20 protein-coding genes and 1 pseudogene are annotated in these 24,681 nt (G+C 62.8%); 10 read left to right on the top strand and 11 right to left on the bottom strand.

What is annotated here, in order from left to right:
- Window positions 1-75 precede the first annotated feature (75 nt).
- Both aguA and L9B60_RS27775 read left to right on the top strand, forming a co-directional pair.
- Complete coding sequence (gene aguA / locus L9B60_RS27780) at window positions 76-1,188, top strand: agmatine deiminase (RefSeq protein ID WP_249674204.1); 1,113 nt, start codon at window positions 76-78, stop codon at window positions 1,186-1,188.
- Entirely contained in the window at window positions 1,185-2,273 is a 1,089-nt protein-coding gene (locus L9B60_RS27775) for an extracellular solute-binding protein (protein WP_249674202.1), read from the top strand. Before aguA ends, L9B60_RS27775 begins: the two co-directional genes overlap by 4 nt.
- Here L9B60_RS27775 and L9B60_RS27770 read toward each other — a convergent pair.
- Both L9B60_RS27770 and L9B60_RS27765 read right to left on the bottom strand, forming a co-directional pair.
- On the bottom strand, window positions 2,257-3,537 hold the full coding sequence (locus L9B60_RS27770; protein WP_249674201.1) for an MFS transporter: 1,281 nt from the start codon (window positions 3,535-3,537) through the stop codon (window positions 2,257-2,259). The genes L9B60_RS27775 and L9B60_RS27770 overlap by 17 nt on opposite strands.
- Before the next feature lie 87 nt (window positions 3,538-3,624).
- On the bottom strand, window positions 3,625-4,035 hold the full coding sequence (locus L9B60_RS27765; RefSeq protein WP_249674199.1) for a glycine zipper domain-containing protein: 411 nt from the start codon (window positions 4,033-4,035) through the stop codon (window positions 3,625-3,627).
- A gap of 200 nt (window positions 4,036-4,235) precedes the next feature.
- Between L9B60_RS27765 and L9B60_RS27760 the strand changes: the two genes are divergently transcribed.
- Window positions 4,236-4,460 carry a hypothetical protein gene (locus tag L9B60_RS27760; protein WP_249674197.1) on the top strand — a complete coding sequence of 75 codons (225 nt, stop codon included), beginning with the start codon at window positions 4,236-4,238 and terminating at the stop codon, window positions 4,458-4,460.
- A gap of 30 nt (window positions 4,461-4,490) precedes the next feature.
- Here the strand turns inward: L9B60_RS27760 and arcD are convergent, their stop codons facing one another.
- The 5 genes and pseudogenes from arcD to L9B60_RS27735 form a co-directional block, all read right to left on the bottom strand.
- Window positions 4,491-5,921 carry an arginine-ornithine antiporter gene (arcD, locus tag L9B60_RS27755; RefSeq protein WP_249674195.1) on the bottom strand — a complete coding sequence of 477 codons (1,431 nt, stop codon included), beginning with the start codon at window positions 5,919-5,921 and terminating at the stop codon, window positions 4,491-4,493.
- A gap of 66 nt (window positions 5,922-5,987) precedes the next feature.
- The gene (locus L9B60_RS27750) at window positions 5,988-7,382 is read right to left on the bottom strand and encodes an alpha/beta hydrolase (RefSeq protein WP_438866160.1); all 1,395 of its coding nucleotides are present in this window, start codon (window positions 7,380-7,382) and stop codon (window positions 5,988-5,990) included.
- Window positions 7,383-7,417: 35 nt separating this feature from the next.
- A pseudogene (locus L9B60_RS27745) lies at window positions 7,418-8,540 on the bottom strand (MFS transporter).
- Between the two features lie 127 nt (window positions 8,541-8,667).
- On the bottom strand, window positions 8,668-10,293 hold the full coding sequence (locus L9B60_RS27740; RefSeq protein WP_249674192.1) for an NADP-dependent glyceraldehyde-3-phosphate dehydrogenase: 1,626 nt from the start codon (window positions 10,291-10,293) through the stop codon (window positions 8,668-8,670).
- A 97-nt stretch (window positions 10,294-10,390) separates the two neighbouring features.
- Window positions 10,391-11,545 carry a cysteine desulfurase family protein gene (locus L9B60_RS27735; RefSeq protein ID WP_249674191.1) on the bottom strand — a complete coding sequence of 385 codons (1,155 nt, stop codon included), beginning with the start codon at window positions 11,543-11,545 and terminating at the stop codon, window positions 10,391-10,393.
- Between the two features lie 153 nt (window positions 11,546-11,698).
- Here L9B60_RS27735 and L9B60_RS27730 point away from each other — a divergent pair, with 153 nt between their 5' ends.
- From L9B60_RS27730 to feaR, 3 genes are all read left to right on the top strand, one after another.
- Complete coding sequence (locus L9B60_RS27730) at window positions 11,699-12,157, top strand: Lrp/AsnC family transcriptional regulator (protein ID WP_249674189.1); 459 nt, start codon at window positions 11,699-11,701, stop codon at window positions 12,155-12,157.
- Window positions 12,158-12,258: 101 nt separating this feature from the next.
- On the top strand, window positions 12,259-13,746 hold the full coding sequence (locus L9B60_RS27725; RefSeq protein ID WP_249674188.1) for an aldehyde dehydrogenase family protein: 1,488 nt from the start codon (window positions 12,259-12,261) through the stop codon (window positions 13,744-13,746).
- 100 nt (window positions 13,747-13,846) lie between these two features.
- Entirely contained in the window at window positions 13,847-14,746 is a 900-nt protein-coding gene (feaR, locus tag L9B60_RS27720) for a transcriptional regulator FeaR (protein ID WP_249674187.1), read from the top strand.
- 66 nt (window positions 14,747-14,812) lie between these two features.
- On the opposite strand, the gene tynA is transcribed toward feaR, so the two are convergent.
- From tynA to L9B60_RS27705, 3 genes are all read right to left on the bottom strand, one after another.
- Window positions 14,813-17,101: a primary-amine oxidase gene (tynA, locus tag L9B60_RS27715; protein WP_249674185.1), complete on the bottom strand. Its 2,289-nt coding sequence runs from the start codon at window positions 17,099-17,101 to the stop codon at window positions 14,813-14,815.
- A gap of 275 nt (window positions 17,102-17,376) precedes the next feature.
- Window positions 17,377-17,598 carry a cold-shock protein gene (locus L9B60_RS27710; RefSeq protein ID WP_249674184.1) on the bottom strand — a complete coding sequence of 74 codons (222 nt, stop codon included), beginning with the start codon at window positions 17,596-17,598 and terminating at the stop codon, window positions 17,377-17,379.
- Between the two features lie 208 nt (window positions 17,599-17,806).
- The gene (locus tag L9B60_RS27705; protein WP_249674183.1) at window positions 17,807-18,085 is read right to left on the bottom strand and encodes a hypothetical protein; all 279 of its coding nucleotides are present in this window, start codon (window positions 18,083-18,085) and stop codon (window positions 17,807-17,809) included.
- A 181-nt stretch (window positions 18,086-18,266) separates the two neighbouring features.
- Here L9B60_RS27705 and L9B60_RS27700 point away from each other — a divergent pair, with 181 nt between their 5' ends.
- Window positions 18,267-20,564 carry a molybdopterin guanine dinucleotide-containing S/N-oxide reductase gene (locus L9B60_RS27700; protein WP_249674181.1) on the top strand — a complete coding sequence of 766 codons (2,298 nt, stop codon included), beginning with the start codon at window positions 18,267-18,269 and terminating at the stop codon, window positions 20,562-20,564.
- 95 nt (window positions 20,565-20,659) lie between these two features.
- Window positions 20,660-21,916, top strand: coding sequence for a gallate dioxygenase (locus L9B60_RS27695; protein ID WP_249674180.1), 1,257 nt, complete (start codon window positions 20,660-20,662; stop codon window positions 21,914-21,916).
- An 11-nt stretch (window positions 21,917-21,927) separates the two neighbouring features.
- On the opposite strand, the gene L9B60_RS27690 is transcribed toward L9B60_RS27695, so the two are convergent.
- Window positions 21,928-23,124 carry a LysR family transcriptional regulator gene (locus tag L9B60_RS27690; RefSeq protein ID WP_438866025.1) on the bottom strand — a complete coding sequence of 399 codons (1,197 nt, stop codon included), beginning with the start codon at window positions 23,122-23,124 and terminating at the stop codon, window positions 21,928-21,930.
- 108 nt (window positions 23,125-23,232) lie between these two features.
- On the opposite strand from L9B60_RS27690, the gene galB reads away from it, so the two are divergent.
- Together galB and L9B60_RS27680 are read left to right on the top strand one after the other, a co-directional pair.
- Window positions 23,233-23,970 carry a 4-oxalmesaconate hydratase gene (gene galB / locus L9B60_RS27685; RefSeq protein WP_249674178.1) on the top strand — a complete coding sequence of 246 codons (738 nt, stop codon included), beginning with the start codon at window positions 23,233-23,235 and terminating at the stop codon, window positions 23,968-23,970.
- A complete protein-coding gene (locus L9B60_RS27680; RefSeq protein WP_249674177.1) occupies window positions 23,967-24,680 on the top strand; it encodes a 4-carboxy-4-hydroxy-2-oxoadipate aldolase/oxaloacetate decarboxylase in 714 nt (237 codons plus the stop codon). The genes galB and L9B60_RS27680 overlap by 4 nt, the downstream gene beginning before the upstream one ends.
- The last annotated feature ends 1 nt before the right edge of the window (window position 24,681 follow it).

The following is a 24,681-nucleotide window of genomic DNA, read 5'->3' as shown; positions in this document are numbered from 1 at the left end:
CTTAGAAATGCTCGTTGGAAGGCGCCGCGTGGGCGGTGATAGTTTGCCGGTCATCCCACCCCATGAGGCGTTGCCATGACCCGCTCACTGCTCACCACCCCCAAGGCCGACGGTTTTCGCTTGCCCGGCGAATTCGAAACCAAGACCCGTTGCTGGCTCGGCTGGCCGGAGCGCCCCGACGTGTGGCGCAATGGCGGCAAGCCGGCGCAGCAGGTGTGGGTGCAGATCGTCAGCGCCATCGCCCAGAGCGAACCGGTCACGGTGTGCGCCTCGGCCGCCCAATACGCCAACGCCCGCCACCTGCTGCCCGACCACGTGCGGGTAGTGGAAATGACCTGCAACGACACTTGGTTTCGCGACAGCGGCCCGTGCTTCGTGGTCAATGACGCCACCGGCGAGGTGCGCGGCGTCGACTTCCAGTTCAACGCCTACGGTGGCCTGGACGGCGGCCTTTATTACCCCTGGGACAAGGACGACCAGATCGCCCAGAAGATTCTAGAAATCGAGCATTTGGATCGCTACCGCGCGCCCTTGATTGCCGAGCTGGGCGGTATCCAGAGCGATGGCCAGGGCAGCATCCTGACCACCGAGCAGTGCCTGCTCAACCGCAACCGCAATGCCCACCTGGGCAAGGACGAAGTGACTCGCCGGCTCACCGACTACCTGGGTGCCGAGCAAATCATCTGGCTGCCGCGCGGCTGCAAGTTCGACGAAACCGATGGCCACGTCGACGACCTGGCCTGCTTCGTGCGGCCAGGCGAGGTGGTACTGCAATGGACCGACAACCGCGACGACCCGCAGTGGGAGATCTACCAGGAGGCCTATGACATTTTGCGCAGCACCCGCGACAGCCGTGGCCGCGAACTGATCGTGCACAAGCTGGCCCAGCCCGATGTGCTGGAGTGGACGGCCGAAGAGGCCGCAGGCCTTGACCATATCGATGGCACCCACGTGCGCGAAGCCGGCACCCAGATCTGCGCCTCGTACATCAACTACTACGCCGGTAACTCGGCCATCGTGGTGCCGCTGTTCGGCGGGCGCCACGATCAGGCAGCGCAGGCCACCTTGGCCGAATTGTTCCCGCAGCACCGCATCATCGGTATCGAGAACTCCCGCGAGATCTTGCTCGGTGGCGGCAACGTCGCCTGCATCACCATGCCGCAATACGCCGGCGGGGTGCGCGCATGAAGGCGCACACGCTGCTCGCCGCAGCGCTGCTGGGGGTCGCCGCCAGTGCAACGGCGGCTGACACGCCCACGGTCAACCTGTATATCTGGGGCGAATACCTGGCCCCCGACACCCTTAAGCGGTTCGAGGCAGAGACCGGCATCCGGGTGGTGGAGGACCACTTCGATTCCCTGGAAACCATGGAAACCAAGTTGCTGACCGGGCGCAGCGGCTACGACCTGGTGCTCAGCGCCGGCCAGCACCTGAGCCGCGCGATCGAGGCCGGTGCCATCCAGCCGCTGGACAAGGCCGCGTTGCCGCATTTCGCCGGCATCGGCGAGGAGTTCCGCCAGCACATGGCGGTGTTCGACCCAGGCAATCGTTATGCCGGGATCTACGGCTGGGGCACCACCGGCGTTGGCTACCAGCAGGAGGCCGTGACCAAGCGCTTGCCGGCTGCGCCGCTGGACAGCTGGGCGATGCTGTTCGACCCGGCCGTGGTGTCCAAATTCGCCGATTGCGGCGTCAGCCTGCTCAACGACCCCAACGAACTGTACGCGGCGGTGATGCGTTACCTGGGCCTGGATATCAACAAGCAAAGCCTGGCGGACTTGAAAATCGCCCAGGCGCAGTTGATGAAAATCCGACCCTACATCCGCTATTTCGACAATGACCGCAACATCAACGACCTGGCCAACGGCGACACCTGCGTGGCCATGTCCTGGAACGGCAACGTCGGCATCGCGGCGGGGCAGGCCCAGCAGGCCGGCAAGCCGTTCAGCCTGCACTACCGCATTCCCAAGGAAGGCACGCTGATCTGGTTCGACGCCATGGTCATCCCCAAGGATGCCCCGCACCCGGCGGCCGGCCTTGCGCTGATGGACTTTTTGATGCGCCCTGACGTGATCGCGCCGATCACCGACACCATCCACTATGCCAACGCCATCAGTGCTGCCGACGCACTGGTGGACCCGGGAATTCGCAATGACCCGGGCACCTACCCGCCCGCGTCGGTGCGCGCCACGCTGTTCAGCAAAAACGACAATGGCAAGGAGTTCAACCGCGCGTTAACGCGGGCCTTCAGCAGCCTCAAAGCCGGGCAGTAAGTACGGCGTCAGGCGGCTCGGCCATACTGGACCGAAGCCGCCAGCCCTCGCGCCACACCTTCAACTGCCGGTACTTCACCAGGTACCGCAGGCCCACGGCCGTGGCGGCGAAGCCTGCCGCCGCACCGATGCCCAGGGCCCAGCGCGGGCCGAAGGTATCGGCCACCCAGCCGACGATCGGCGCGCCCAGCGGCGTGCCGCCCATGGCGATCGCCAGCAGGATGGCCATGACCCGCCCGCGCATGGCAGGCTCTGTGCTCAATTGCACGACGGCGTTGGCGGTGGTGTTGAAGGTTTGCGCGCTGATTCCGATCACCACCAGCAACAGGCCGAACAGCCAATAATTGGGTACCCCCGCCGCGATCGTCAGCCCGGCGCCGAACACGCTGGCCCCCACCAATAGCAACGCCAGGCGCGGCTTGGCGCGGCGTGCCGAGAGCAGGGCCCCAATTACCGAACCCACGGCCATGGTCGAGGTGAGCAAGCCGTATTCACTGGCGCCGGCATGGAAAACCGTTACCGCCATGGTCGAGATAAAAATTGGAAAGTTCAGGCCAAAGGTGCCAATCAGAAACAGCATGGTCAGGATGGCTTTAAGGTCCGGGCGCAGCCACACGTAGCGAAACCCTTCGGCGAAACTGGCCCGTGTGCGCACGGCACGTACCTGGCGGTGCAGTTCGTGAACGCGCAGCAAGCACAGCGAGCCGATCACTGCGGCGAAGGTGGCGGCATTGATCAGGAACACGCCGCCGCTGCTCATCACGCTGATCAACACGCCGGCCACCGCCGGGCCGATCATGCGCGCGGCGTTGAACGAGGCGGAGTTCAGCGCCACGGCGTTGGAAAGATCCTCATCGCCCACCAATTCTGCGACAAAGGTCTGGCGCGCCGGCGCATCGAACGCGGTGGTGCAGCCCAACAAAAAGGCGAACACATAGACGATCCACAGCTGCGCCAGGCCCAGCGCCGTGATCAGGCCAAGGCCCAGTGCCAGGGTTGCCATGATGCCTTGGGTGGCGAATAGCAGCTTGCGCCGGTCCAGGTGGTCGGCAGCCATGCCGGTAAGGGGCAGCAGCAACAGCATGGGCCCGAACTGCAACGCCATCACGATGCCCACGGCGGTGGCATTGCGGTGGGTGAGTTCGGTCAGCACCAGCCAGTCCTGGGCGGTGCGCTGCATCCAGGTACCAATGTTGGACACCAACGCGCCAATGGCCCATAGCTTGTAGTTGTAATTATTGAGGGAGCGAAATGTACGGCTCAAGGGCGACGGCGTCCTGCACCAAGTTAAGCGTGTGAGCGTGCCTGATGCCAACCTTGTTGGGCAAGGCCGGCAGGCAGGTTTCATCAATCAATCGCGGTGCTGCTTGCGGTTGTGGTGGCGGTTGTGGCCGCCACTGTGTTTGTCGCCGTTGGACAAACTGTTGCCCACCGCGCCGCCACCGGCACCGCCCACGCCGGCACCAATGGCCGAGCCCGTGGCGCCGCCCAGGGAATTGCCCAGCACCGAGCCCCCGGCCGCGCCCAATCCGCCGCCGACGGCAGCCGAGGTGCGGTTACCCTTCTTGGCACCCACCGCGCCGCCCGCCGCACCGCCGACGCCGGCCCCCACCGCTGCACCGGTGCTGCCACCGAGCTGGCCACCGACGACATTACCCAGGACACCGCCCACGCCACCGCCGACGGCAGCACTGCCGTTGTCAGCGAAGGCGGGCGGGGCAAGCAGCAGCGAGAGTGCAAAGGCCAGATAGGAGCGGCGCATGATGGGTTCCTCGAAAAAGTTTTTTGTTCTGTCTTAATTCGAGGCGCTTGATGCGACAAAGTTCGGCGATCGCGGGCGGTGAGAGGCTGATCGAAACGCCTGGTCGGTCACGGTTAGGCAATTAAATAAATAGAACCCTGCCCCCCGGAAGACCTCCAACTATCAGGCCCGCCATTTTCCGGGCTCAAGCGAGGTGATCAATGAGCAACGAAGCCAAGCAGCAACAAGGCGACCAGAGCCAGGTCAGCGGGCGCAACGACCCGGCCATCGATCCGGTGCCGGCGGACGGCGCACCGCCGGTAGAATCCCCGAAAACCGATCAAACGGCCAAGGACAACGACTACAGTCCGGATTTCAAGCCCAAGCCCACCGGTGCCAAGCCGGGCGAGGAGACCGATGCCGACATCGACACCGACGGCGGCTAAGGCAGGCCTGGCCAGTGCGGTTGTGCGAGGTTATAGATGCAAATACCCCGCATACAACCCATAGGCCGCGGCGATCGTGGCCACCAGCAGCACGGCGAACACGACCTTCTCGGCGCTGGTGAACACGTGTTTACCCTGTTCCCTGCGCGCCTTGATGAACAGCACCACGCCGGGCGTGTACAGCAGCGCCGAGAGCAACAGGTGCACCATGCCGCCGGCGTACACCAGCCACACGCTGTAGATCAGCGCCAGCAGGCCAATCACCAGGTCCTTGCGGCGCTGATCCCACAGCTGTTCGTAGCTTTCCCCGCGCGCGGCCAGCAACACCGCGTAGCCTGCTGAAAACAGGTAGGGCAGCAGCGACATCGAGGCGGCCAGGTACACCAGGCTCGTGTAGGTGCTGGCCGCAAACAGGGTGATGATCAGGAACACCTGCACGGTGCCATTGCTCAGCCACAGCGCGTTGACCGGTACGCCCTTGGCGTTTTCCTTGGCCAAGAAGCGCGGCATGGTCTGGTCGTGCGCCGCGGCGTACATGATTTCTGCGCTGAGCAGTACCCACACCAGCAGCGCCCCGAACAGCGACACGATCAGGCCTGCGATGATCAATACCGCGCCCCAATGGCCCACCACCTCTTCCAGCACGTAGGCCATCGAGGGGTTGGGCAGGCCGGCCAGTTGCGCCTGGCGCATGATGCCCATGCTCAACACATTGACCATCACCAGCAGTAACAGCACGCCCAGAAACCCCAGCACTGTGGCCTTGCCGACGTCGCTGCGCTTGCTTGCGCGGCTGGAATAGAGGTTGGCGCCCTCAATGCCGATGAACACCCAAACGGTGATCAGCATCATGTTGCGCACCTGGCTCATCACGCTGCCAAACTCGGGGTGCAGCGTGCCCCAGAAGTCTTCGGTGAAAATGTCCAGGCTGAAGGCCATGGCCGCGATGATAATGAACAGCACCAGCGGGACGATCTTCGCCACGGTGGTCAGTTGGTTGATGAAGGCCGCCTGCTTGATGCCGCGCAGGATCAAAACGTGCAAGGTCCACACCAGCAGCGACGCGCAGGCGATGGCGGTGACGGTGTTGCCCTCGCCGAACACCGGAAAAAAGTAGCCCAGGGCGCTGAAAATCAGCACGAAGTAACTGACATTGCCCAGCATGGAACTCAGCCAGTAACCCCAGGCCGAGTTGAAACCGATGTAGTCACCGAACCCCGCCTTGGCATAGGCGTACACCCCGGCATCGAGGTGCGGCTTGCGGTTGGCCAGGCTTTGGAAGACGAAGGCCAGCATCAGCATGCCCACCGCACTGATGGCCCAGCCGATCAGTGCCGCGCCGGGGCTGGCGCTTTTGGCGACGTTTTGCGGCAGCGAGAAGATCCCGCCACCGATCATCGAGCCCACCACCACGGCGGTGAGGGCGCCCAGGCTAAGTTTTTGCTCCGCTGTCGTGGTCATGCGAACTTCCTTTTGATCAACTCAATCGACTTTAAGGAAAGTAGCCGCTAATCGTATTGATACAAGTCAGGGCGTGGGCAGATGCGCTTCGATGCGGTGCAGTTGGTAGGGGTAAAACGGGTTGGCGGTCAAGCGCATCAAGGCGTCCAGCGGCACTACCAGCACGCCGCGCTCGCCTCGTGCTGCCAGGGTGCCCAGGTGCACGCCGAAGTGCTCGGCGGGGCTCGGCTGTTGCCCATACAAACCGTCGGTGACGGGGAACGGCAAGGCGATGTGCGACAGTGAAAAAATATCCGCGGGGTAGGCCAGGCCCAGCGGCTGGGTGAGCTCGTGCGTGCTCTGCGCCGGGGTGTCTTTGATGTTCATGGTTGAGTCGTGCGTCGATGCGTTGCTGATCACCGTCGTGCGGTAATTGCGCGGTGTAGCCGGCAGCAGGTGCTCGATTGACAGCGCCCCGTCTTCATCCAGCAGGCCTTCGTAGTCGTCGGCGCGGTTGAGGTCGTACAGCACCAGTTCGCTGCCGTTGGCGGGCAGGCGATTGAACAGGTTATTGATGACCGCAGGCGTGCTCACGGTGTAATCGGCCAACGACTGAAAAGCCAGGATCGGTGGCAAGCCCCGGGCGCCCTTGGCCGACAGTTGACGTTGCAGCACATCGGTCAGCAACCAGGATTGCCGTGCAGCGTTCACGGGAAAGGAGTTGTACTTGAACGGGTTGAACTCCGGCAGCCGGCTCAGCCAGGCGGCCTTGGCAAAGGCGGGGAGAATGGCCGGCCAACCGGCAATGCCGGCAAAGCGGGCAGACCCGGCCACGCCAATCATGGGGGACAGCAAAACCAGTTGATCGGCGCGGGCCAGGCTTGGGTCTGCCAGGCTGTCCAGGGCGTACTTGACGGCCAGCGCCCCGCCGGTGGAAAACCCGACGATGTGCAGCGGCGCCGGTGCCGGCACACGCAGGCGGGCTTCGCGCACGGCCAGACGGGTGGCGGCCAGCCAGTCCTGCCATTGCACACGAGTCAGGGCCCCCGGCACCGTGCCATGCCCCGGCAGGCGCAGGCCCACTGCCAGGTAGCCCAAGTCTCGGTAGCGCTGGGCAATGTGTCGCAGGCTGTAAGGCGAATCGGTGAGGCCGTGCAACAGCACCACCACGCCTTTGGGCGGTCCATCGGGAAACAGCTCATAGGAGCGGTTCCAGTCCTGCGTGAAGTGCGCCGGGTACACAGGGCTGTCGCTGCGGTAACGGTTGATGCGCGGGGTGTGCTCGGGCAAATCGGCGCTGACGTGTTCGCGCACTTGATCGAAGGCGTTGGCTTCGGCCGCAAGCCAGCCGGCCCAGTTGGCCCGGTTCAGCTGCGTCACGCTCATTTCATCGGGCACGAAGGTGTGCCAACTGGCCAACGGCGGGCCTTTTTCACTGTCGTAGGCGCGCCAGGCCAGCAGGGTAATGGCGGCGGTGACCATCACCAACAGGCCACGTTTGAGCAGCACTTCTAGGGTCACGGCTGGTACCGCCAGCAGGCCACCGCACTCAGGGCGATCGCCAGCCCCGCCAGGCCAAACACCCAAGGCGCCGAGGCAACGGGCAACAGTACACCGGCCAGCAACGGGCCCAGGCCTGCGCCCACGTCACGCCATACGGCGTTGGAGGCCAGTGCCTGTACGCGATTGGGCCCTGGGTTGCGTTCGGCCACCAGGGTGGTCACCAAGGGCAGTTGCAGGGCACGCAGCACCAGTACCGCCGCGCCGCCGACGATCACCCAGTGGCTGCCAAACACGGTCAGGGCCAAGGCGCTGGCGATGGAGAACAGCAGCAGCATGGGCGTTGCACCAAACTGTTGTGCGGCCCGCCCGCCCAAGGGGCTCAAGACCATTTCCGATAGGTAGCGCAGGCCCATCAGCGCACCTGCCACCAGCACGGCGTCGGCGCCCAGCATCTTCTGTGCTTGCAGCGACAAGCCGAAAATGAACAGCCCGTCCAGCGCCACGCCCTCGACAAACGACCACACCGCCACGCTGTCCGGCCACTTGAAACGCTTGCCGGCAGCGTTGAAGGCATGCCCGGTGGCCGGCAACTGACGGGCGAACCACAGCCCCAGCAAACAACACACGCTCAGTATCACGAAGATCACCCGCGGCCCCCACCAGTGGGTCAGCGCGGCACCCAGCGGCAGGGCCAGCATGGGCCCGATTGCGGCGATGGCCCGCGCCCGGTCCTGAACGCCTGGCAGCACCGCTGGGCTCGGCGGTGGCCATCACCTGGGTCGAGAGGTTCAGCGCGGCGAAACACAAACCCCATACCAGGCGCAGGCCCAGCAGCCAGGCAAAGCCTGAGAGGGTGGCATTGCCCAGGGCGCACAGCGCAGCCGCACCGGCGGCAATGCTGCTGGTGAGGCGGTCACCGTGACGGGCATAGAAACGCACCACCTGGCTGTAGCCAACGATGCGCACCAGGCGGTTGGCCGCCAGCAAGATGCCGGCCTGGGCCAAGCTAATGCCAAAAGCCTGGGGCTGCATGGGCAGCAGCAGGTAAAGCAGTACGTCGCTGGGCAGGCACAGGGCCATGGTCAATGCGGCGCGGCGCGAGGCCTTGTCACTGGCAGCGATGAGGGGAGCAGACATAAGTGCGTGTCGTCCTGGACGCAAACGATCTGATCATGCCGCGCAGCTGTAGGTGATGCAAGCAAGGCCTTGCGCGGTCAGTGATAACAGCGTGCAGGCGGGGCATTGCGCCCCGCCGCAAATCCCATCAGAAAATATAATCGGTGGTCAAAAAGCTCGACTGGCGATTACGAATGATCTCGCTGACCAACGTCTTGTTGGCTTCCTGGAACTTGGTCGCTACCAGGGTGCGGATCGAGAAGGTGCGCAATGCATCGTCCACCGACAGCGTGCCCTCTGCAGAGTTTTTACGACCATTGAACGGGTAGGTGTCCGGTCCGCGTTGGCACTGGGCATTGATGTTGATGCGGCCCACCTGGTTGGCGAAAATGTCCACCAGCTTGCCGACCTGCTCGGGGTTGGTGCCGAAGATACTTGCCTGCTGGCCGAAGTCGGACTCAAGCACGTAGTCGATCACCGTTTCCAGGTCGCGGAACGGCACGATCGGCACTACCGGGCCGAACTGCTCTTCCTGGTACACGCGCATGCTCGGCGTCACCGGGTACAGCACGGCGGGGTAGAAGAACGAGCCACGAATCGCGCCACCACCGGCGTTCACCACGCGGGCGCCTTTTTCCACGGCATCACTGACCAGCCCCGACAGGTAGGCGGTTTTGCCCGGTTCCGGCAGCGGTGTCAGCGAGGCGGCCGGGTCCCACGGCATGCCGGGCTTGAGCGTGGCCAGCTTGGCGTTGAACTTGCTCACGAACTGATCGACCACCTCTTCGTGCACGAACAGAATCTTGAGCGCGGTGCAGCGCTGGCCGTTGAACGACAGCGAACCGGTCACGGCTTCGTTGACGGCGTTGTCCAGGTCCACTTCGGGCAGCACGATGCCTGGGTTTTTCGCATCCAGGCCCAGGGCCGACCGCAGCCGGTGCGGCTTGGGGTGCAGCTTTTTCAGGTCGCTGGCAGCCTTGTGGGTGCCGATGAAGGCAAAGATGTCGATCTTGCCGCTGGCCATCAGGGCGCTCACGGTTTCGCGGCCACTGCCATAGATCACGTTGATCACGCCAGGCGGGAAGCTGTCGCGGAAGGCTTCGAGCAGGGGGCGAATCAACAGCACGCCGAACTTGGCCGGCTTGAACACCACGGTGTTGCCCATGATCAGCGCCGGGATCAGCGTGGTGAAGGTTTCGTTGAGCGGGTAGTTATAAGGGCCCATGCACAAGGCCACGCCCAGCGGCACCCGGCGGATCTGGCCGAGCGTGTCCTGTTCCAGCTCAAAGCGGCTGGAGCGACGATCAAGCTCTTTGAGGGCGTTGATCGTGTCGATGATGTAGTCGCAGGTGCGGTCGAACTCTTTTTGCGAGTCCTTGAGGTTCTTGCCGATTTCCCACATCAACAGCTTGACCACGGCGTCGCGCTGCTCACGCATGCGCGCCAAAAAGCTTTCCACATGCTGGATGCGCTCGGCCACCCGCAGGTTGGGCCAGGCGCCGCGGCCTTTATCGTAGGCCCGCACGGCGGCGTCGAGGGCGGTCAGGGCGGTGTCGGCATCGAGCAGCGGCGTGCTGCCCAGGATCACCGGTTCGTCACCGTGCTCGGTGGCCAGGGAAATCGGGCTGCGCACCGTTGCCAGGGGGCCTTCCCAACGGCGCAACGTGCCGTCCACCAGGTACTCGCGCTGCTCGACCTGGCCGGTGAGGCGATACTGCTCCGGGATATCCGCGGCAGCCGGGTACAGGCTGCTCAGTGGATTCTCTTGATTCATCACACTACCTCCATGGATGTCGCACGACAGAGGATCTAGCTTAGACCGAAATGCAGGCGCTGTGAAACCGGTATCAATGAATCGATTCAGCTGCCAATCACCACGGCAACGCCGGAGCGCTCAAGGCGGCGCTTATCACGGCAAACGCCCGTTCGACGTCGGCTGTGCGGGTGTAGCGGCCAAAGCTCAGACGCACGCAGCTTAAGGCCTGGGCCTGGGTCAGGCCAATGGCGAGCAGCACGTGGGAAGCGGCGTGGCTGGCCGAGTTGCAGGCCGAGGTCGAGGAAAGGGCCAGGTCGCCCGCCAGGCGCGCGCTGTTAAAGCCCGGGTGCTCGATCAACAGGTTCAAGGTGTTGGGAATACGCTGGGTGGCACTGCCGTTGAGGCGCACGCCTGGCAACTGCAGCAAGCGGGTTTTCAAGGTGTCGCACAACTGGCTGATGTGCACGGTGTCGGTTTCAAATTCGGTGCAGGCCAGCGCGAAGGCTGCACCCATGCCGACGATCTGGTGGGTGGCCAGGGTGCCCGAACGCAGCCCCTGCTCGTGACCGCCGCCGTGCATCTGGGCCTTGAGCAGTGGCTTGGCCCGCGCACCCACGTACAGCGCGCCAATGCCCTTGGGGCCGTACAGCTTGTGGGCGGAAAAAGACATCAGGTCGACATCAAGGCAGCTCAAGTCGATGGCCACCTTGCCCGCACCTTGGGCCGCGTCCACATGCAGCAGGGCGCCGTTGGCCCGCACGGCCTGGCCGATGCCGGCGATGTCGGTCAGGGTGCCCAGCTCGTTGTTCACCAGCATCAGGCTGACCAGCAGGGTGTCGCTGCGCAGGGCCGCGATGACGGCGGCGGGGTGGATCAAGCCGTTCGCATCGGGCACCAGCCAGGTTACCGGGAAACCCTGTTGCTCCAGCTCGCGCACGGTATCGAGCACCGCCTTGTGCTCGATCACGCTGGTGATGATGTGCCGTCGCTGGCCGTCGCTGGCTTGGGCAGCGCCCTTGATCGCCAGGTTGTTGGACTCGGTGGCGCCCGAGGTCCAGATGATCGATTCGGCGGGCGCGCCCACCAGTTCACCGACTTGCCGGCGTGCCAGTTCCACCGCTTGGCGTGCCTGGTTGCCGTAGGCGTGGGAGCTTGAAGCGGGGTTGCCAAACGTGCCGCTCTGGCCGAGGCAAGCGACCATGGCCTGGATCACCCGGTCGTCCACGGGAGTGGTGGCGGCGTAGTCGAAATAGAGGGGCAGGGTGCTCATGGAAGGTGTTCCCGATCAATCAAAAAGGATGGGAAAAGACTACCCCGGAGCACGGTGAAAAAAATTGATTTATCGACGCAGATCGCGCTGTTGCCTAGAATATTTTTCCATTACTTTATGCCTTTATGAAAAAATATTGCGAAGGCGCCCCGCGTGGACAAATTTGACCGCAGCATCCTGACCTTGCTTCAGGCCGATTGCACCTTGCCGGTAGGCGAGATTGCCGAGCGCGTGGGCTTGGGCAGCACGGCGTGTTGGCGGCGCATCCAGAAGCTGGAAGAAAGTGGCATGATCCAGCGCCGGGTGGCTTTGCTCGACCCGTTGCAGTTGAACGTGAAGGTCACGGTGTTCGCTGCCATCCGCACCCACCAGCACAACGCACAGTGGCTGGCGCGCTTTCACGAACTGGTCGGTGGTTTGCCTGAAGTGGTGGCGTGCTACCGCATGGCCGGCGATACCGATTACCTGTTGCGCATCGTGGTGCCGGACATCGCAGGCTACGACGCGGTGTACAAGCAACTGATCCAGATCGAAGGCATCAGTGATATCAGTTCCAGCTTTGCCATGGAACAGATCAAAGCCACGACGCAGTTGCCGTTGGGGTACGTGTAGCGGCCCAACCTGGCAGCCCTGCACAACTCATTGGCAGGCACGTTCAAGCATCACCGTTGGATTTACCGCATGGTGGCTTTAAAAACCAGGCGGATCTGAAAATGAGTGAAATCCAGCTACTCCCCAGCGTTCTTGCGTTCCTTGAACGCGACCATGCCAATTTTATTGACGGTGCCTATGCACCCAGCCTGTCCAGCAACAAAATAGCAGTGGTCAACCCAGCCAATGGCCAAGTCATCGCGCACATTCGTGACGCTGACGAAGCCGATGTGCAGGCGGCGGTCAACGGTGCGCGGCAGGCGTTCAAGGGCGCCTGGGCCGATATGCTGCCGTATCAGAAGGGCGTGATCCTCAACAAACTCGCCGACCTGATCGACGCCAACAATGAGGAACTGGCGCAGATCGAGACACTATGCTCCGGTAAGTCCATCCAACTGTCGCGGCATTTCGAAATCGCCCAGAGCGCGGTATTCCTGCGTTACTACGCCGGTTGGGCGACCAAGATCAACGGCGAGACCATGCAGCCGTCGATCCCCTCGTTTGGCACTGAAAAGTACACCGCTTTTACTCGCCGCGAGCCGGTGGGCGTGGTGGCCGGTATCGTGCCGTGGAATTTCTCGGTGATGATCGGCATCTGGAAGATCGCCTCGGCCCTGGTCACCGGCTGTACCGTGGTGATCAAGCCCAGTGAATTCACCCCGCTGACCCTGTTGCGTATTGCCGAGCTTGCCATCGAGGCCGGCGTGCCGGCAGGCGCATTCAATATCGTCAACGGTGGTGGCCAGGTGGGCCAGCAACTGATTGCCCATCGTCTGATCAGCAAAGTAGCCTTCACCGGCTCCGTGCCTACCGGCATCGCCGTGGGCCAGGCGGCGATGGCGGCGAACCTGACCCGCGCCACCCTGGAGTTGGGAGGCAAGAACCCGGCGGCCTTCCTGGCGGATGTCGACGTGGACATGGCCGTGGCCGGGATCATCCAGACCGCCTACGTGCACCAGGGCCAGGTGTGCGCCTCGCCCGAGCGCTTCTACGTGCACCGTTCGCGCATCGATGAGTTGCTGGAAAAACTCGCCGCAGGCCTGGCCGAACTGAAGATCGGTTCGCCCCTGGACGAAAGCGCGCAATTCGGCCCATTGGCCAACAAACCGCACTTCGAGAAGATGCTTGGCTACTTCAAACGCGCCGCGGCCGAAAGCCAGATTGTCTACGGCGGCCAAGCCATCGATCGCCCCGGTTACTACGTTCAACCCACGGTGATCCGCGCCCACAGTGCCGGCGACAGCCTGCTGCACGAAGAAATCTTTGGCCCGGTAACCTGCTTTTTGCCGTTCGACACTGAAGAAGAACTGGTCGAGTTGATGAACGACAGCCCTTTCGGCCTGACCGCCAGCCTGTGGACTAACGACCTGTCCAAGGCCATGCGCCTGATCCCGCAGATCGAGGCGGGCACGGTGTGGGTCAACATGCACACCTTCATCGACCCAGCCGTGCCGTTTGGCGGTATCAAGGCGTCGGGCGTGGGCCGTGAGTTCGGCAGCGCCTTTATCGACGACTACACCGAATTGAAGTCGGTGATGATCAAGTACTGAGCCCTGCCAGGCGCGTCGTGCCCACGACGCGCCACTGGCCCGAAGCGTGCATCTGAAACAGCGGTGTTACCCCACACCGCAGGATTAGCCCGAGGCCGCGATGAACGAACACCCCACCCACGACTTTTCCCGCTGGAGCAGCACGCTGCAGAACGTTTGCGGGCGCTTCTCGACCCGCCCGGCACACGGCGAGGCATTGTTTATCGGTGACGTTCAGCGCCACCTGTTGGGCAGCACCGAGGTGGCCCGGATCCGCACCAATGCCGCCTCCATCAAGCGTCGCCAGGCTGACGCCGGCAGCGACGACGACCGCTTCTGCTTCCTGGTGCTGCAAAAGGAGGGCGCCATGGATATCGACCTGGGCACCGAACGCCTGACCTTGAATACGGGGGACATGGCGTTACTGGACTCCTCCAAAGCCTATGAAATGTTACCCCATGGGCTGTTTACCCACGTATCGATCCACCTGTCGCGCGAAAAACTGCCGGTGCGCGGCAGCCGCTTTGGCAAACTGTCGCCGGCGGGCATGAGTGGCCAGGTATTGCGTACGGTGGTACGCCAAGTGGCGTTTGGCGACCTGGACCAATGGGCCACGCCGCAGGAAGGCGAGGCCCTGGAGGATGCGCTGCTGGCCTTGCTCAACCCGGTGATGCACTACGATTACCAACCGTTGGTATGCGATTCGCTGCGACTGCAAGCTGAGCGGCTGATCCAGTACAGCCTGGGCAACCACACGCTGTCGCCCCTGAGCCTGGCCGCGCAACTGCACATTTCAGTGCGCCAGTTGTATCGGTTGTTCGAGCTTGAAGGTGATTCGGTATGCCGCTACATCCAACGCACGCGCCTGCAAACGTGCGCGCGGGAACTGCTGGACCCGGCGATGGGGCATGAGTCGATTACCGACATCGCGTTTCGCTGGGGGTTTACCGATGCCGCGCATTTTTCGCGGGTGTTCAAGCGCCAGTTTGAGGTTTCACCGCGCGACTATCGGCGCGGTTAGCCCTCATCCCAGCCAAACCACCCATAAAAAAGGCGACCCCAAGGTCGCCTCGTTCAGTTCAGTGCCTCACTGCGGCGCATTCAAATCCAGGGTTGGCGTCTCGTCAAAGAAATTCCACGGTTTGAGCAGCACGTGCACCCACTCGGTCGGCATGATCGGCCATTCTTCGGCGCGAGCGATGTGGGTGGTGCCGGTGGTCAACCACACCACGTCATCGGTGTTCTCGATGGACTGGTTATCGGCGGTGAACTGCCCAAGGCCGGTGTCCTTGTCGGAGCGGTTAGGGTACTTGCCTTCCGGGTAGCGTTCATCGGGGTTGTACTTCGTCACCCAGAGTTGCTTGTCCATGAAGCTGAGGCGGTGGTACAGCCATTCATCCTTGCCAAAGTTGGCGCCCTTGGCCACTGGGTGGGTACCGCCGGCGTAAGGGATCATCTGGTAGGAGACTTTGTTGCCCACCTTGTTTTCCTTGCTGGTGTTGCTGATCAGGCGCACGGTGGCCGGGTCGAATTTCTGCGCGGCCTGTTGCTCGGTGCTCACCACTTGCTCCTCGGTCTGCATGGTGCTGGTGCGCGGGCCGCCACGGTCGTTCTTGCCGATCACCGGGTTCACTTCGACCAGCGAGTTGTTCTCGCCGTCCACGTCCATGTCCAGGCGGAAGTTGTAGATGTGCTGGTGCGTGGTGCCGACGATGTTGTGGTCCAGCAGGGTGCCGTATTTCGTGTCTTCCTTGGCGGTGGCGTCGTGCATGGTGCTGGACTTCACGCCCTTGACCGCCTCGATGCCAGTGGCGCCGGCGTCGATGCCGATGGTGCCGTTCTGTTGGAACACCCAGTCAAAGATGTAGTCGTAGTTGCCCACGGTGCTGATCCAGCGCACCACCAGCTCGCGGCGCTGCACGCTGATGTTCGGCTTGCCCATTTCCTGGTGCTTGTATTCCGGCCCCGCGTAACGCTCGAACACCGCCATGGCCCGCGGGATCTTGGTGGGCGCGCCGGTGTAGTCGGCGATGGTGGCGTCCAGCAGCACGGCGTTTTCGGGTGCATCCTTGCCTGGCGCAAGGGATGAGGTGAGGGTGCCCATGCCGTATTCGCCGGAGTCCAGGTAGGCCTTGAAGTACCAGCCGGCGTCCGGGTCGCCGTAGGGCACGATCATGCCGCCCAGGTTGCCTTCGTACATGATCTTGCGTTTCTTGCCCTTGTCGTCATAGGTGACGGTGGACAAGATCGGGCCGACACGCGAGTCCATGCGCACGTGGAAGTCCCAGTTCTGCCAGTGGATGCTGTTGCCGGTGATGGTGTAGTTCTTGCCTTCGGGCTCAATGATTTCCAGGGGCTTGACGCTGACGCCCTTGCGGCCGCGGCCATCATAGGGGGTGGGCTTCATCGGTACCGGGATCACGCCCTGGTCTTCGATTTTCAGCACCTTTTTCTGTTCCAGGTCCACCACGGCCACCAGGTTTTCGATGGGGTGGGCCCAGTAATTGCCGTCGTCGGTGTTCAGGTAGCTCACCACCTTGAGCAGGCGTTTGTCTTGCTCAAGGCCGTCCTTGCCGTCGAAATAGCCCACGGTCAGTGGGGTTGCCACCACGTCCTTGACGTTGTTGATGCCGCGTTTGGCCAGGGCCTGGGCGTATTCGGGGCTGGCTTCGATCACCGATTGCACGGTGGCGAAGTCATCCAGCAGCACCATGCCATGGGCGCCTTCGATGGGCTTCCAGGATTTGAGCGATTTGCTCTTGAGGTCGACCACGCCTTCGATGATGTGCTTGCCTTCCAGCACCACGATGTTGGCTTCGCGCGGCTCGTCCACGGCCTTGCCGGTGTAGACGAAATTCCACACCTGGGCTTTTGGCGGCTCGCGCAAGGAAATCTCGGTGAAACGGAAATCCGGCTGGTATGCCTTGGAACCTTTGACTACGTCCACGGCGGCCTTGATCTCATCGGCGGTCAAGGGGTTGAGCGGGTGCGGGCGGGTTTCGATGACGAAAGTCTTGTCCAGCCCCGACTGGAATACGGTGTTGATGAAGTCCTTGGACATGTAAGCCTGCTTGCCTTTGAACACCACCGGGACCGTCAGCTCCAGGCGCTTGCCGTTGAGCAGCGCGACCTTTGTGTTTGGCTTGACTTTGACGTAGGCGCCGTCCTTGACGATCACGAACACGTCGGCGTAATCGTCCCACTTCACCGTGGCACCGAACGCTTCCAGGGTGCTTTGCAGCGGCACCATCTCAGCCGCGCCGCCGTGGGCGCTGGCGGGCGGTGCCCAGCCGGCGGCGCCGAACAGGCCCAGTGAAATCGCCAACGCAAGCCGGGCCAGGGGGTTTGTGTGTTTGAACGATGCGGTGTTGAACATGGTGCGCATTCCTGAAGAGGGTCGGTGGCGGTTGTTGTTTTTACTACTCTGCGCGATTGCACCGGCCTGATGCTTGTGTGTGCTTGCCAATTTCTTGAGGCTCTCTGCCTGTTTGGGCGGGCTGGGGGTAGTGTGAAGGCAATGACGCGCTGACCGCCTCAGGCTACGATCAGGCCCGAAGGGATCGACGGTTGGAAGCAGAGCCGCTGCGCGAGACTGCAATGAGCCTGCGTAGCAGCCCCTTTTGATAGAGCGCTGCTATAAAACTGATGAATTCAACGCGCAAGAACAACAACGTGGGTCGCAATCTTCCTGCCGTTCGCGTCGACTGCTCCATCCTCGTAGGATACCCGATCACCATCGGACAATGACTGTATACCGGAGTCGCCCGTCTCGACTGATTTTATATGAAAGTAAAGATCTTCATCACCCTCATCTGGAGTTATGAAACCAAACCCTTTTTTATCGAAAATATGTTTAACGCTTCCTGTGGCCATCGTCGTTCTCCTGTCATTATTTTGGAAGAAATACAAGTATTTCGCCTCTAGGATGCGCACGCTCTAGTAACACGGTAACTGTCAAAAATAACAGTTCCGACGAGTGGGTTTGGAAGTTCGCTGGTGCGTTCAAGGCATGACTTATCGAAAGCATATTTTCATATTGTTTTATGTCTAAGGTGTATATGCAGCTTTAGTTTTATTAGTGTTAAATACTTAACAAGAAAGGGCTGATCGTGGGGCAGTGTCGCGCCAGGCGTTCGCTGCCCATCGGCACGCAAACGATGGGCAAGGGCGCGCCGTAAGTCTGTAGGCCCCCTTGGTCGAGGCGTTGGCGCCAATGGAGGATGTTGGCCATTAATCGTGCGCGTAACGCATCGCCGTCCTTGGACGTAATGATGCCTAGGCACGCGCTGGCCACGGCCGCCTGGGCCGGCGACAGGGCATTGGAAAAGGTATGTGGCGAGCTGTAAGTCACGCAAGGCATGGCTGCGCTCCGTGAATATTAATTTGCATATTAGTTATATCTAAAATTAATTCATGTCGTCATTGATTGGGTGTTAAGGTTTTAAAAAAAACCGCTAACCAACGCGACTACCCGCGGCGGCGTGACGATCCTTACCTGGTCAAGCTGCGCACGCACATACTGCAAACCCTGGGGTTGGGCGATGACTGAATTGAAGGCACCCGAGGCCCTGACCTCGCTGCATTGGGGCGTGTACCGCCCGCAGGTGGTCGATGGCCAATTGCGCGCCATGCTGCCGGCGCTGTGGGACAAGGACCCGTCGCCCATCGGCGATTCGCTGGTGGGCGCCATTACCTCCGACACCCGCATCAAGCGCCCGGCGGTGCGCCGCAGCTTTCTCGAGGCGCCGGGCTCAAGCCCGGAGCTGAGGGGCCAGGAGCCGTTTGTCGAAGTCAGTTGGGAGGTGGCCTTGGCGCTGGTGGCCGAGCAACTGAAACAGGTCAAGGCAAAACACGGCAACAGTGCGATCTTTGGCGGCAGCTACGGCTGGGGCAGCGCTGGGCGCTTCCACCATGCGCAAAGCCAGCTGCACCGTTTTCTCAACGGTCATGGCGGCTACGTGGCCAGTGTCGACAGCTACAGCCTGGGGGCGGGGCGGGTGCTGATGCCGCACATCGTCGGCAACATGGACTGGCTGCTGGCCCAACACACCTCCTGGCGCAACCTGGCCGAGCATTGCGAGTTGTTCGTCGCCTTCGGCGGCCTGCCGGCCAAGAACGCCCAAACCAGCCCCGGTGGCGCCAGCGACCACCTGCTCGGCACGGCGCTGCAGGACATGTCGGCGGCCGGCGTCGAATTCATCAATATCAGCCCCCTGCGCGACGACCTGCAAGGCCCCGAGCGTAATCAGTGGTTGCCCATCAAGCCGGGCAGCGACACCGCCCTGATGCTGGCCCTGGCCCACGTGCTGGTCAGCGAAGGCCTGCACGACCGAGCATTCATCGACCGCTACAGCACAGGCTTCGATCGTTTTGCCGAGTACCTGTCGGGGCGCAGCGATGGCATCGCCAAGACCCCGGGCTGGGCAGCGCCGTTGACCGGGATCGATGCCCAGGCGATCACCCTCCTGGCGCGCAAGATGGCCAGCCAGCGCACCCTGATCAACGTTGCCTACTCGTTGCAACGCGCGGTGCATGGCGAGCAACCCTTCTGGATGAGCGTAACCCTGGCCACGTTGTTGGGCCAGATCGGCTTGCCCGGTGGTGGCTTTGGCTTGGGCTATGGCTGCATGAACAACACCGGCAGTGGGCGCAAGGCGTTTTCCGGGCCACGGTTTTCCCAAGGCAGCAACCCGGTGCGCGATTTCATCCCGGTAGCGCGCATCAGCGACATGCTGCTCAACCCCGGCGCGGCTTTCGACTACAACGGCCAGCAACGCCATTACCCGGACATCAAACTGGTGTACTGGGCGGGCGGCAATGCCTTCCATCACCACCAGGACCTCAATCGGTTTATCAGCGCCTGGCAGCGCCCCGAGACGATCATCGTCCATGAGCAATATTGGACCGCTCAGGCTAAATACGCCGACATCGTCTTGCCCGCCACCACGGCGCTGGAGCGCGACGACATCGGCAGCGCGGCTTCCGATCGTTTCATGGTCGCGATGAAGCGGGCCATCGAACCGGTGGGGCAGGCGCGGGATGACTATGGGATTTTCGCAGACCTGGCCCAGCGGCTCGGGTTTGCCGAGGCGTTTACCGAGGGGCGCGATAGCACGCAGTGGTTGCAGCACATTTACGATCAATCCCACGAACGGGCCGGGGAGCATGGCATCGAGTTGCCAGGGTTCGAGCAGTTCTGGGCCCTGGGCCACCTTGAGGTCGCTTACCCGGCGCACGACATGATTTTGCTGGAGGATTTTTGCCGCGACCCGCAGGCTTACCCCTTGCCGACGCCCTCGGGGCGCATCGAGATTTTCAGCCAGCGCATCGAAAGTTTCGCTTACCCCGACTGCCCGGGCCACCCCGTGTGGTTGGGCAACCCCAGCGATGCCTACCCGCTGCGCCTGCTGTCCAACCAACCGAAAACCCGCCTGCACAGCCAATACGACCACGGCAGCTACAGCCGCGGCTCGAAGATACACGCGCGCGAGCCGCTCACCCTGCACCCCGATGACGCCCTGGCGCGTGGCATCCAGGCGGGCGAGGTGGTGCGCGTGTTCAATGACCGCGGGGCTTTCCTGGCAGGCGTCATCCTTAGCGACGGCATCCGCCCGGGTGTGGTGCAGATTGCCACCGGGGCCTGGTTCGACCCGCTCGACCACGGGGTACCGGGCAGCCTGGAAAAACACGGCAACCCCAATGTGTTGACCGATGACGTGCCGGCCTCGCGCCTGTCTCAGGGTTGCTCGGCGCAAACCGCCAGCGTCGAGATCGAGCGATGGTTGGGCCAATTGCCGCCGGTCACGGCGTTTGACCCACCCAAGGGTGTGGGCCGATAAACAAAATAGATGCCTGCTTAACCATTACACAGACGACAGCGACGCCGCCTTGATTTAGCCTCGGGTATCATCACGATTGTCAGAGGTTGCCTTGCATGGCACGCATCATCGGCGGACTCGCGGTATCCCATACGCCCACCATCGGCTTTGCCGTAGACCACAACAAGCAGAGCGAGGCGGCCTGGGCGCCGATCTTCGAAAGCTTCGAGCCGATCAAGGCCTGGCTCGACGAGCACAAACCGGACGTGCTTTTTTACGTGTTCAACGACCACGTGACGTCGTTTTTCTTCGACCATTACTCCGCGTTTGCCCTGGGCGTGGACGATCGCTATGACGTGGCTGACGAAGGCGGTGGGCGTCGCGACCTGCCGGCCATCGGCGGCCATGCGGCGCTGTCGCGGCACATTGGCCAGAGCCTGATGAGCGATGAGTTCGACATGGCGTTTTTTCGTGACAAGCCATTGGACCACGGGTTGTTCTCGCCTTTGTCGGCGTTGCTGCCATTTGACACCGAGTGGCCGGTGCAGGTGGTGCCGCTGCAAGTGGGCGTGTTGCAGTTTCCCATTCCCAGCGCCAAGCGCTGCTACAAGCTGGGCCAGGCATTGCGCCGGGCCATCGAGAGCTTCCCCGAGGACCTGAAGGTGGCCGTGGTCGCCACGGGCGGGGTGTCGCACCAGGTACACGGCGAGCGCTGTGGCTTTAACAACCCGGATTGGGATGCGCAGTTTCTCGACCTGCTGGTCAATGACCCTGAACGCCTGACCGAACTGACCGTGGCCGAGTACGCGGAACTGGGCGGCATGGAAGGTTCGGAAGTCATTACCTGGCTGATCATGCGTGGCGCCTTGTCGGCCAACGTGGTCAAGCGCCACCAGAGCTACTACCTGCCCTCGATGACCGGCATTGCCACCCTGGTGCTGGAAAACCAGGCCCGCGAAGTGCCGGTGGATGTGCACGCACGCCATCGCGAGCACATGGCCGAGCAGTTGAGGGGAGTGGAAAGCCTGCCGGGTACCTATCCCTTTACCCTTGAGCGTTGCCACGATGCCTATCGCCTGAACCGCTTCTTGCACCAGATGATCAAGCCTGAGTGGCGGGCGCGCTTGCTCTCCGACCCCGAGGGGCTGTTTGCCGAGGCGCAGTTGAGCGAAGTGGAATGCGAATTGCTGCGACGCCTGGATTGGCTGGGGTTGTTGCAGTATGGGGTGATTTTCTTCTTGCTGGAGAAGCTGGGCGCGGTAGTGGGGGTGTCAAACCTGCACATCTATTCGGCAATGAAGGGCTTGAGCCTTGAGGACTTTCAGAAGACCCGCAATCAGCAGGTATTGTATTCGGTGTCGGGCAAGCGTTGAGGCTAAAGCTTTTACGCTGAAGCTGACACCACCCCCCGGATCGCCTCCAGCAACGCTTGCGCGGCGGGCGAATGCAAGCCGGCACTGCGATAAATAAGACCGATGGGTCTAGTGGTGATTGGCAACGCCAACGCCAGTTGCTGCAACTGCCCGCTGTCCAGTTCATGAGACAGCTGGTGCGCCGATACAGCTGCGATCATGTCCGAGCCCAACAACAGCCCGCGAATGATCGCCAGGTCAGCCGACTCCACCACCGGAATCGGCGCCGCCACCCCCCAATCATCGAACTGGCGCTGCAACAGCGCCCGCGCCGGCGAGCCTGCACGTGACAGCACCCAGCGGGCGTCGGCCAGGTCTGCCACTTGCAAGGCACGGCCTTGCAGCGGGTGGTCCCGGCGGGCCAGCAACACCATAGGCTCGGTCAGCAACGCTTCGCCGTGCAGGTCGCTGGCAAAGTCGGCCGGGCGCAGGGCCCCCAACACGAAATCCACGTCGCCGGCGCGCAGGTCCGAGGCCAACAGGTCGAACGGGCTTTCGTTGGTGGCCACGCGCACGCCGGGGTGCTCGGTGGTGAGCGCGATGATCGCACGTGGCAGGATACTGCTGCGCCCCAGGGGCAGGGCGCCGACGGTGACGACGCCTTGCAAGGTGCCACGCAGGGCCGCGATGTCGGCGTCGATGTGGCGCAGCTCGTTCAGGGCCCGGCGGATCGGTGCGAGAATCTCGCCGGCGGCCCGGGTAGGCTGCAGGCCACGCGAGGAGCGCTCGAACAACAGGCAGCCGCTGCCGCTTTCCAGCACTTTGAGGGCCGCGCTCACCGCCGGCTGGGTCAGGCCGAACAGGCTGGCGACGGTTTGCATGTGCCGGGTTTGGCACAGGCTGATGAACAGTTCCAGGCGCCTGGCATTGAACAGGTAGACCGGCTCTGCCGCATGGGCGGCGACATTGCCCAGCAGGTTGGGCACCTGCGCAAGCTCTGCCAGGATGCGCCGCGCCCGGGTCAGCACGCGCTTGCCGTAATCGGTCAGCAGCATGCCGCTGGCGTGACGCTCGAACAGCGGCACGTCCAGCCGCACCTCCAGGTCGCGTATGGCCCGGGTCACCACCGATTGGGCGCGAAACAGCGTGCCCGAGGCCCGCGAGACACTGCCCTGGTCAGCCACCCGCACGAACGCGCGCACCTGCAGCAGGTTGGGCAAATCGGACATGGCCAGGCTCCCTCATAAACAAAAAGTATGGCTAGCCTAACTGAACGCATTATTCGCCGCAAAGCCTGCATGCCAGCATGAAGGCCTACCCACCTTGCGGAGTTGAACATGCCTGCCAACCCATCCAAGACTGCACTGGTCGTCAGTGCCCATTCCGCCGATTTCGTCTGGCGTGCCGGTGGTGCCATTGCCCTGCATGCGGCGCAAGGCTACGGCGTGCACATTGTTTGCCTGTCGTTCGGCGAGCGGGGCGAGTCGGCCAAGCTGTGGCGCAAGGGCGAAATGAGCGAAGACAAGGTCAAGGCGGCGCGCCGCCAGGAAGCCCAGGCGGCGGCCGACATCCTGGGTGCCACCGTGGAGTTCTTCGACATCGGCGACTACCCGATGCGCGCCGACACCGACACCCTATTCCGCCTGGCCGATGTATACCGTCGGGTGCAGCCGGAGTTCGTGCTCAGCCACTCGCTCAAAGACCCCTACAATTACGACCACCCCCTGGCCACCCATCTGGCCCAGGAAGCGCGGATCATCGCCCAGGCCGAAGGCTACAAGCCCGGCGAAAAGATCGTCGGTGCGCCGCCGGTGTACAGCTTCGAGCCGCACCAGCCCGAGCAGTGCGAGTGGAAGCCCGACGTGCTGCTGGACATTACCTCGGTATGGGACCGCAAGTACGCGGCCATCCAGTGCATGGCCGGCCAAGAGCACCTGTGGGAGTACTACACCCGCGTCGCCCTGCAGCGCGGCGTGCAGGCCAAGCGCAACATCGGCATCACTGCCAAGAAAGACATCATCTACGGGGAGGGCTATCAGAGCCTGTTCCCTCGCGTGACGGAGAACCTGGGATGAGCCTGGTCGGGAAAACCGGCGTCGTGGTACGCCACATCCAGCGGGCCGACAGCGCCTTGATCGACGAACTGACCCAGTACGGCGTGGCCACCGTGCACGAATCCCAAGGCCGCAAAGGCTTGCTGGCACCGCACCTGCGGCCCATTCAGCAAGACTGCGCCATCAGCGGTTCAGCCGTGACGGTGCTGGTGGCGCCGGGCGACAATTGGATGTTCCATGTGGCGGTGGAGCAATGCCAGCCGGGGGACATTCTGGTGGTGGCGCCCAGCTCGCCGTGCAGCGATGGCTATTTCGGCGACCTGCTCGCCACCTCCTTGCAGGCCCGTGGCGTGCGCGGGTTGGTGCTGGATGCGGGGGTGCGCGACACCCGCACGTTGCGCGAAATGGGCTTCAAGGTCTGGTCCAAGGCGGTCTACGCCCAAGGCACCATCAAGGAAACCCTGGGCTCGGTAAACATCCCGGTCATTTGTGCCGGCCAGTTGGTCAACCCCGGTGACGTGGTACTGGCCGATGACGACGGCGTGGTGGTGGTACGTCGCCAGGAACTGCAAACGGTTGTCGAAGCCGCCCGCAAGCGTGCCGACCTTGAGGAGGCCAAGCGCCTGCGCCTGGCCAATGGCGAACTGGGCCTGGACATCTATGCCATGCGCCCGCGCCTGGCCGAAAAAGGCTTGCGCTATGTCGACCACCTGGAACAATTGGAGGACTGAG

The sequence above is a fragment of the Pseudomonas abieticivorans genome, from assembly GCF_023509015.1.
GTDB classification, from domain to species: Bacteria; Pseudomonadota; Gammaproteobacteria; order Pseudomonadales; family Pseudomonadaceae; genus Aquipseudomonas; species Aquipseudomonas abieticivorans.
The sequence above is the reverse complement of the archived record's forward strand: the minus strand, read 5'-3'. Positions and strand labels throughout refer to the sequence as shown.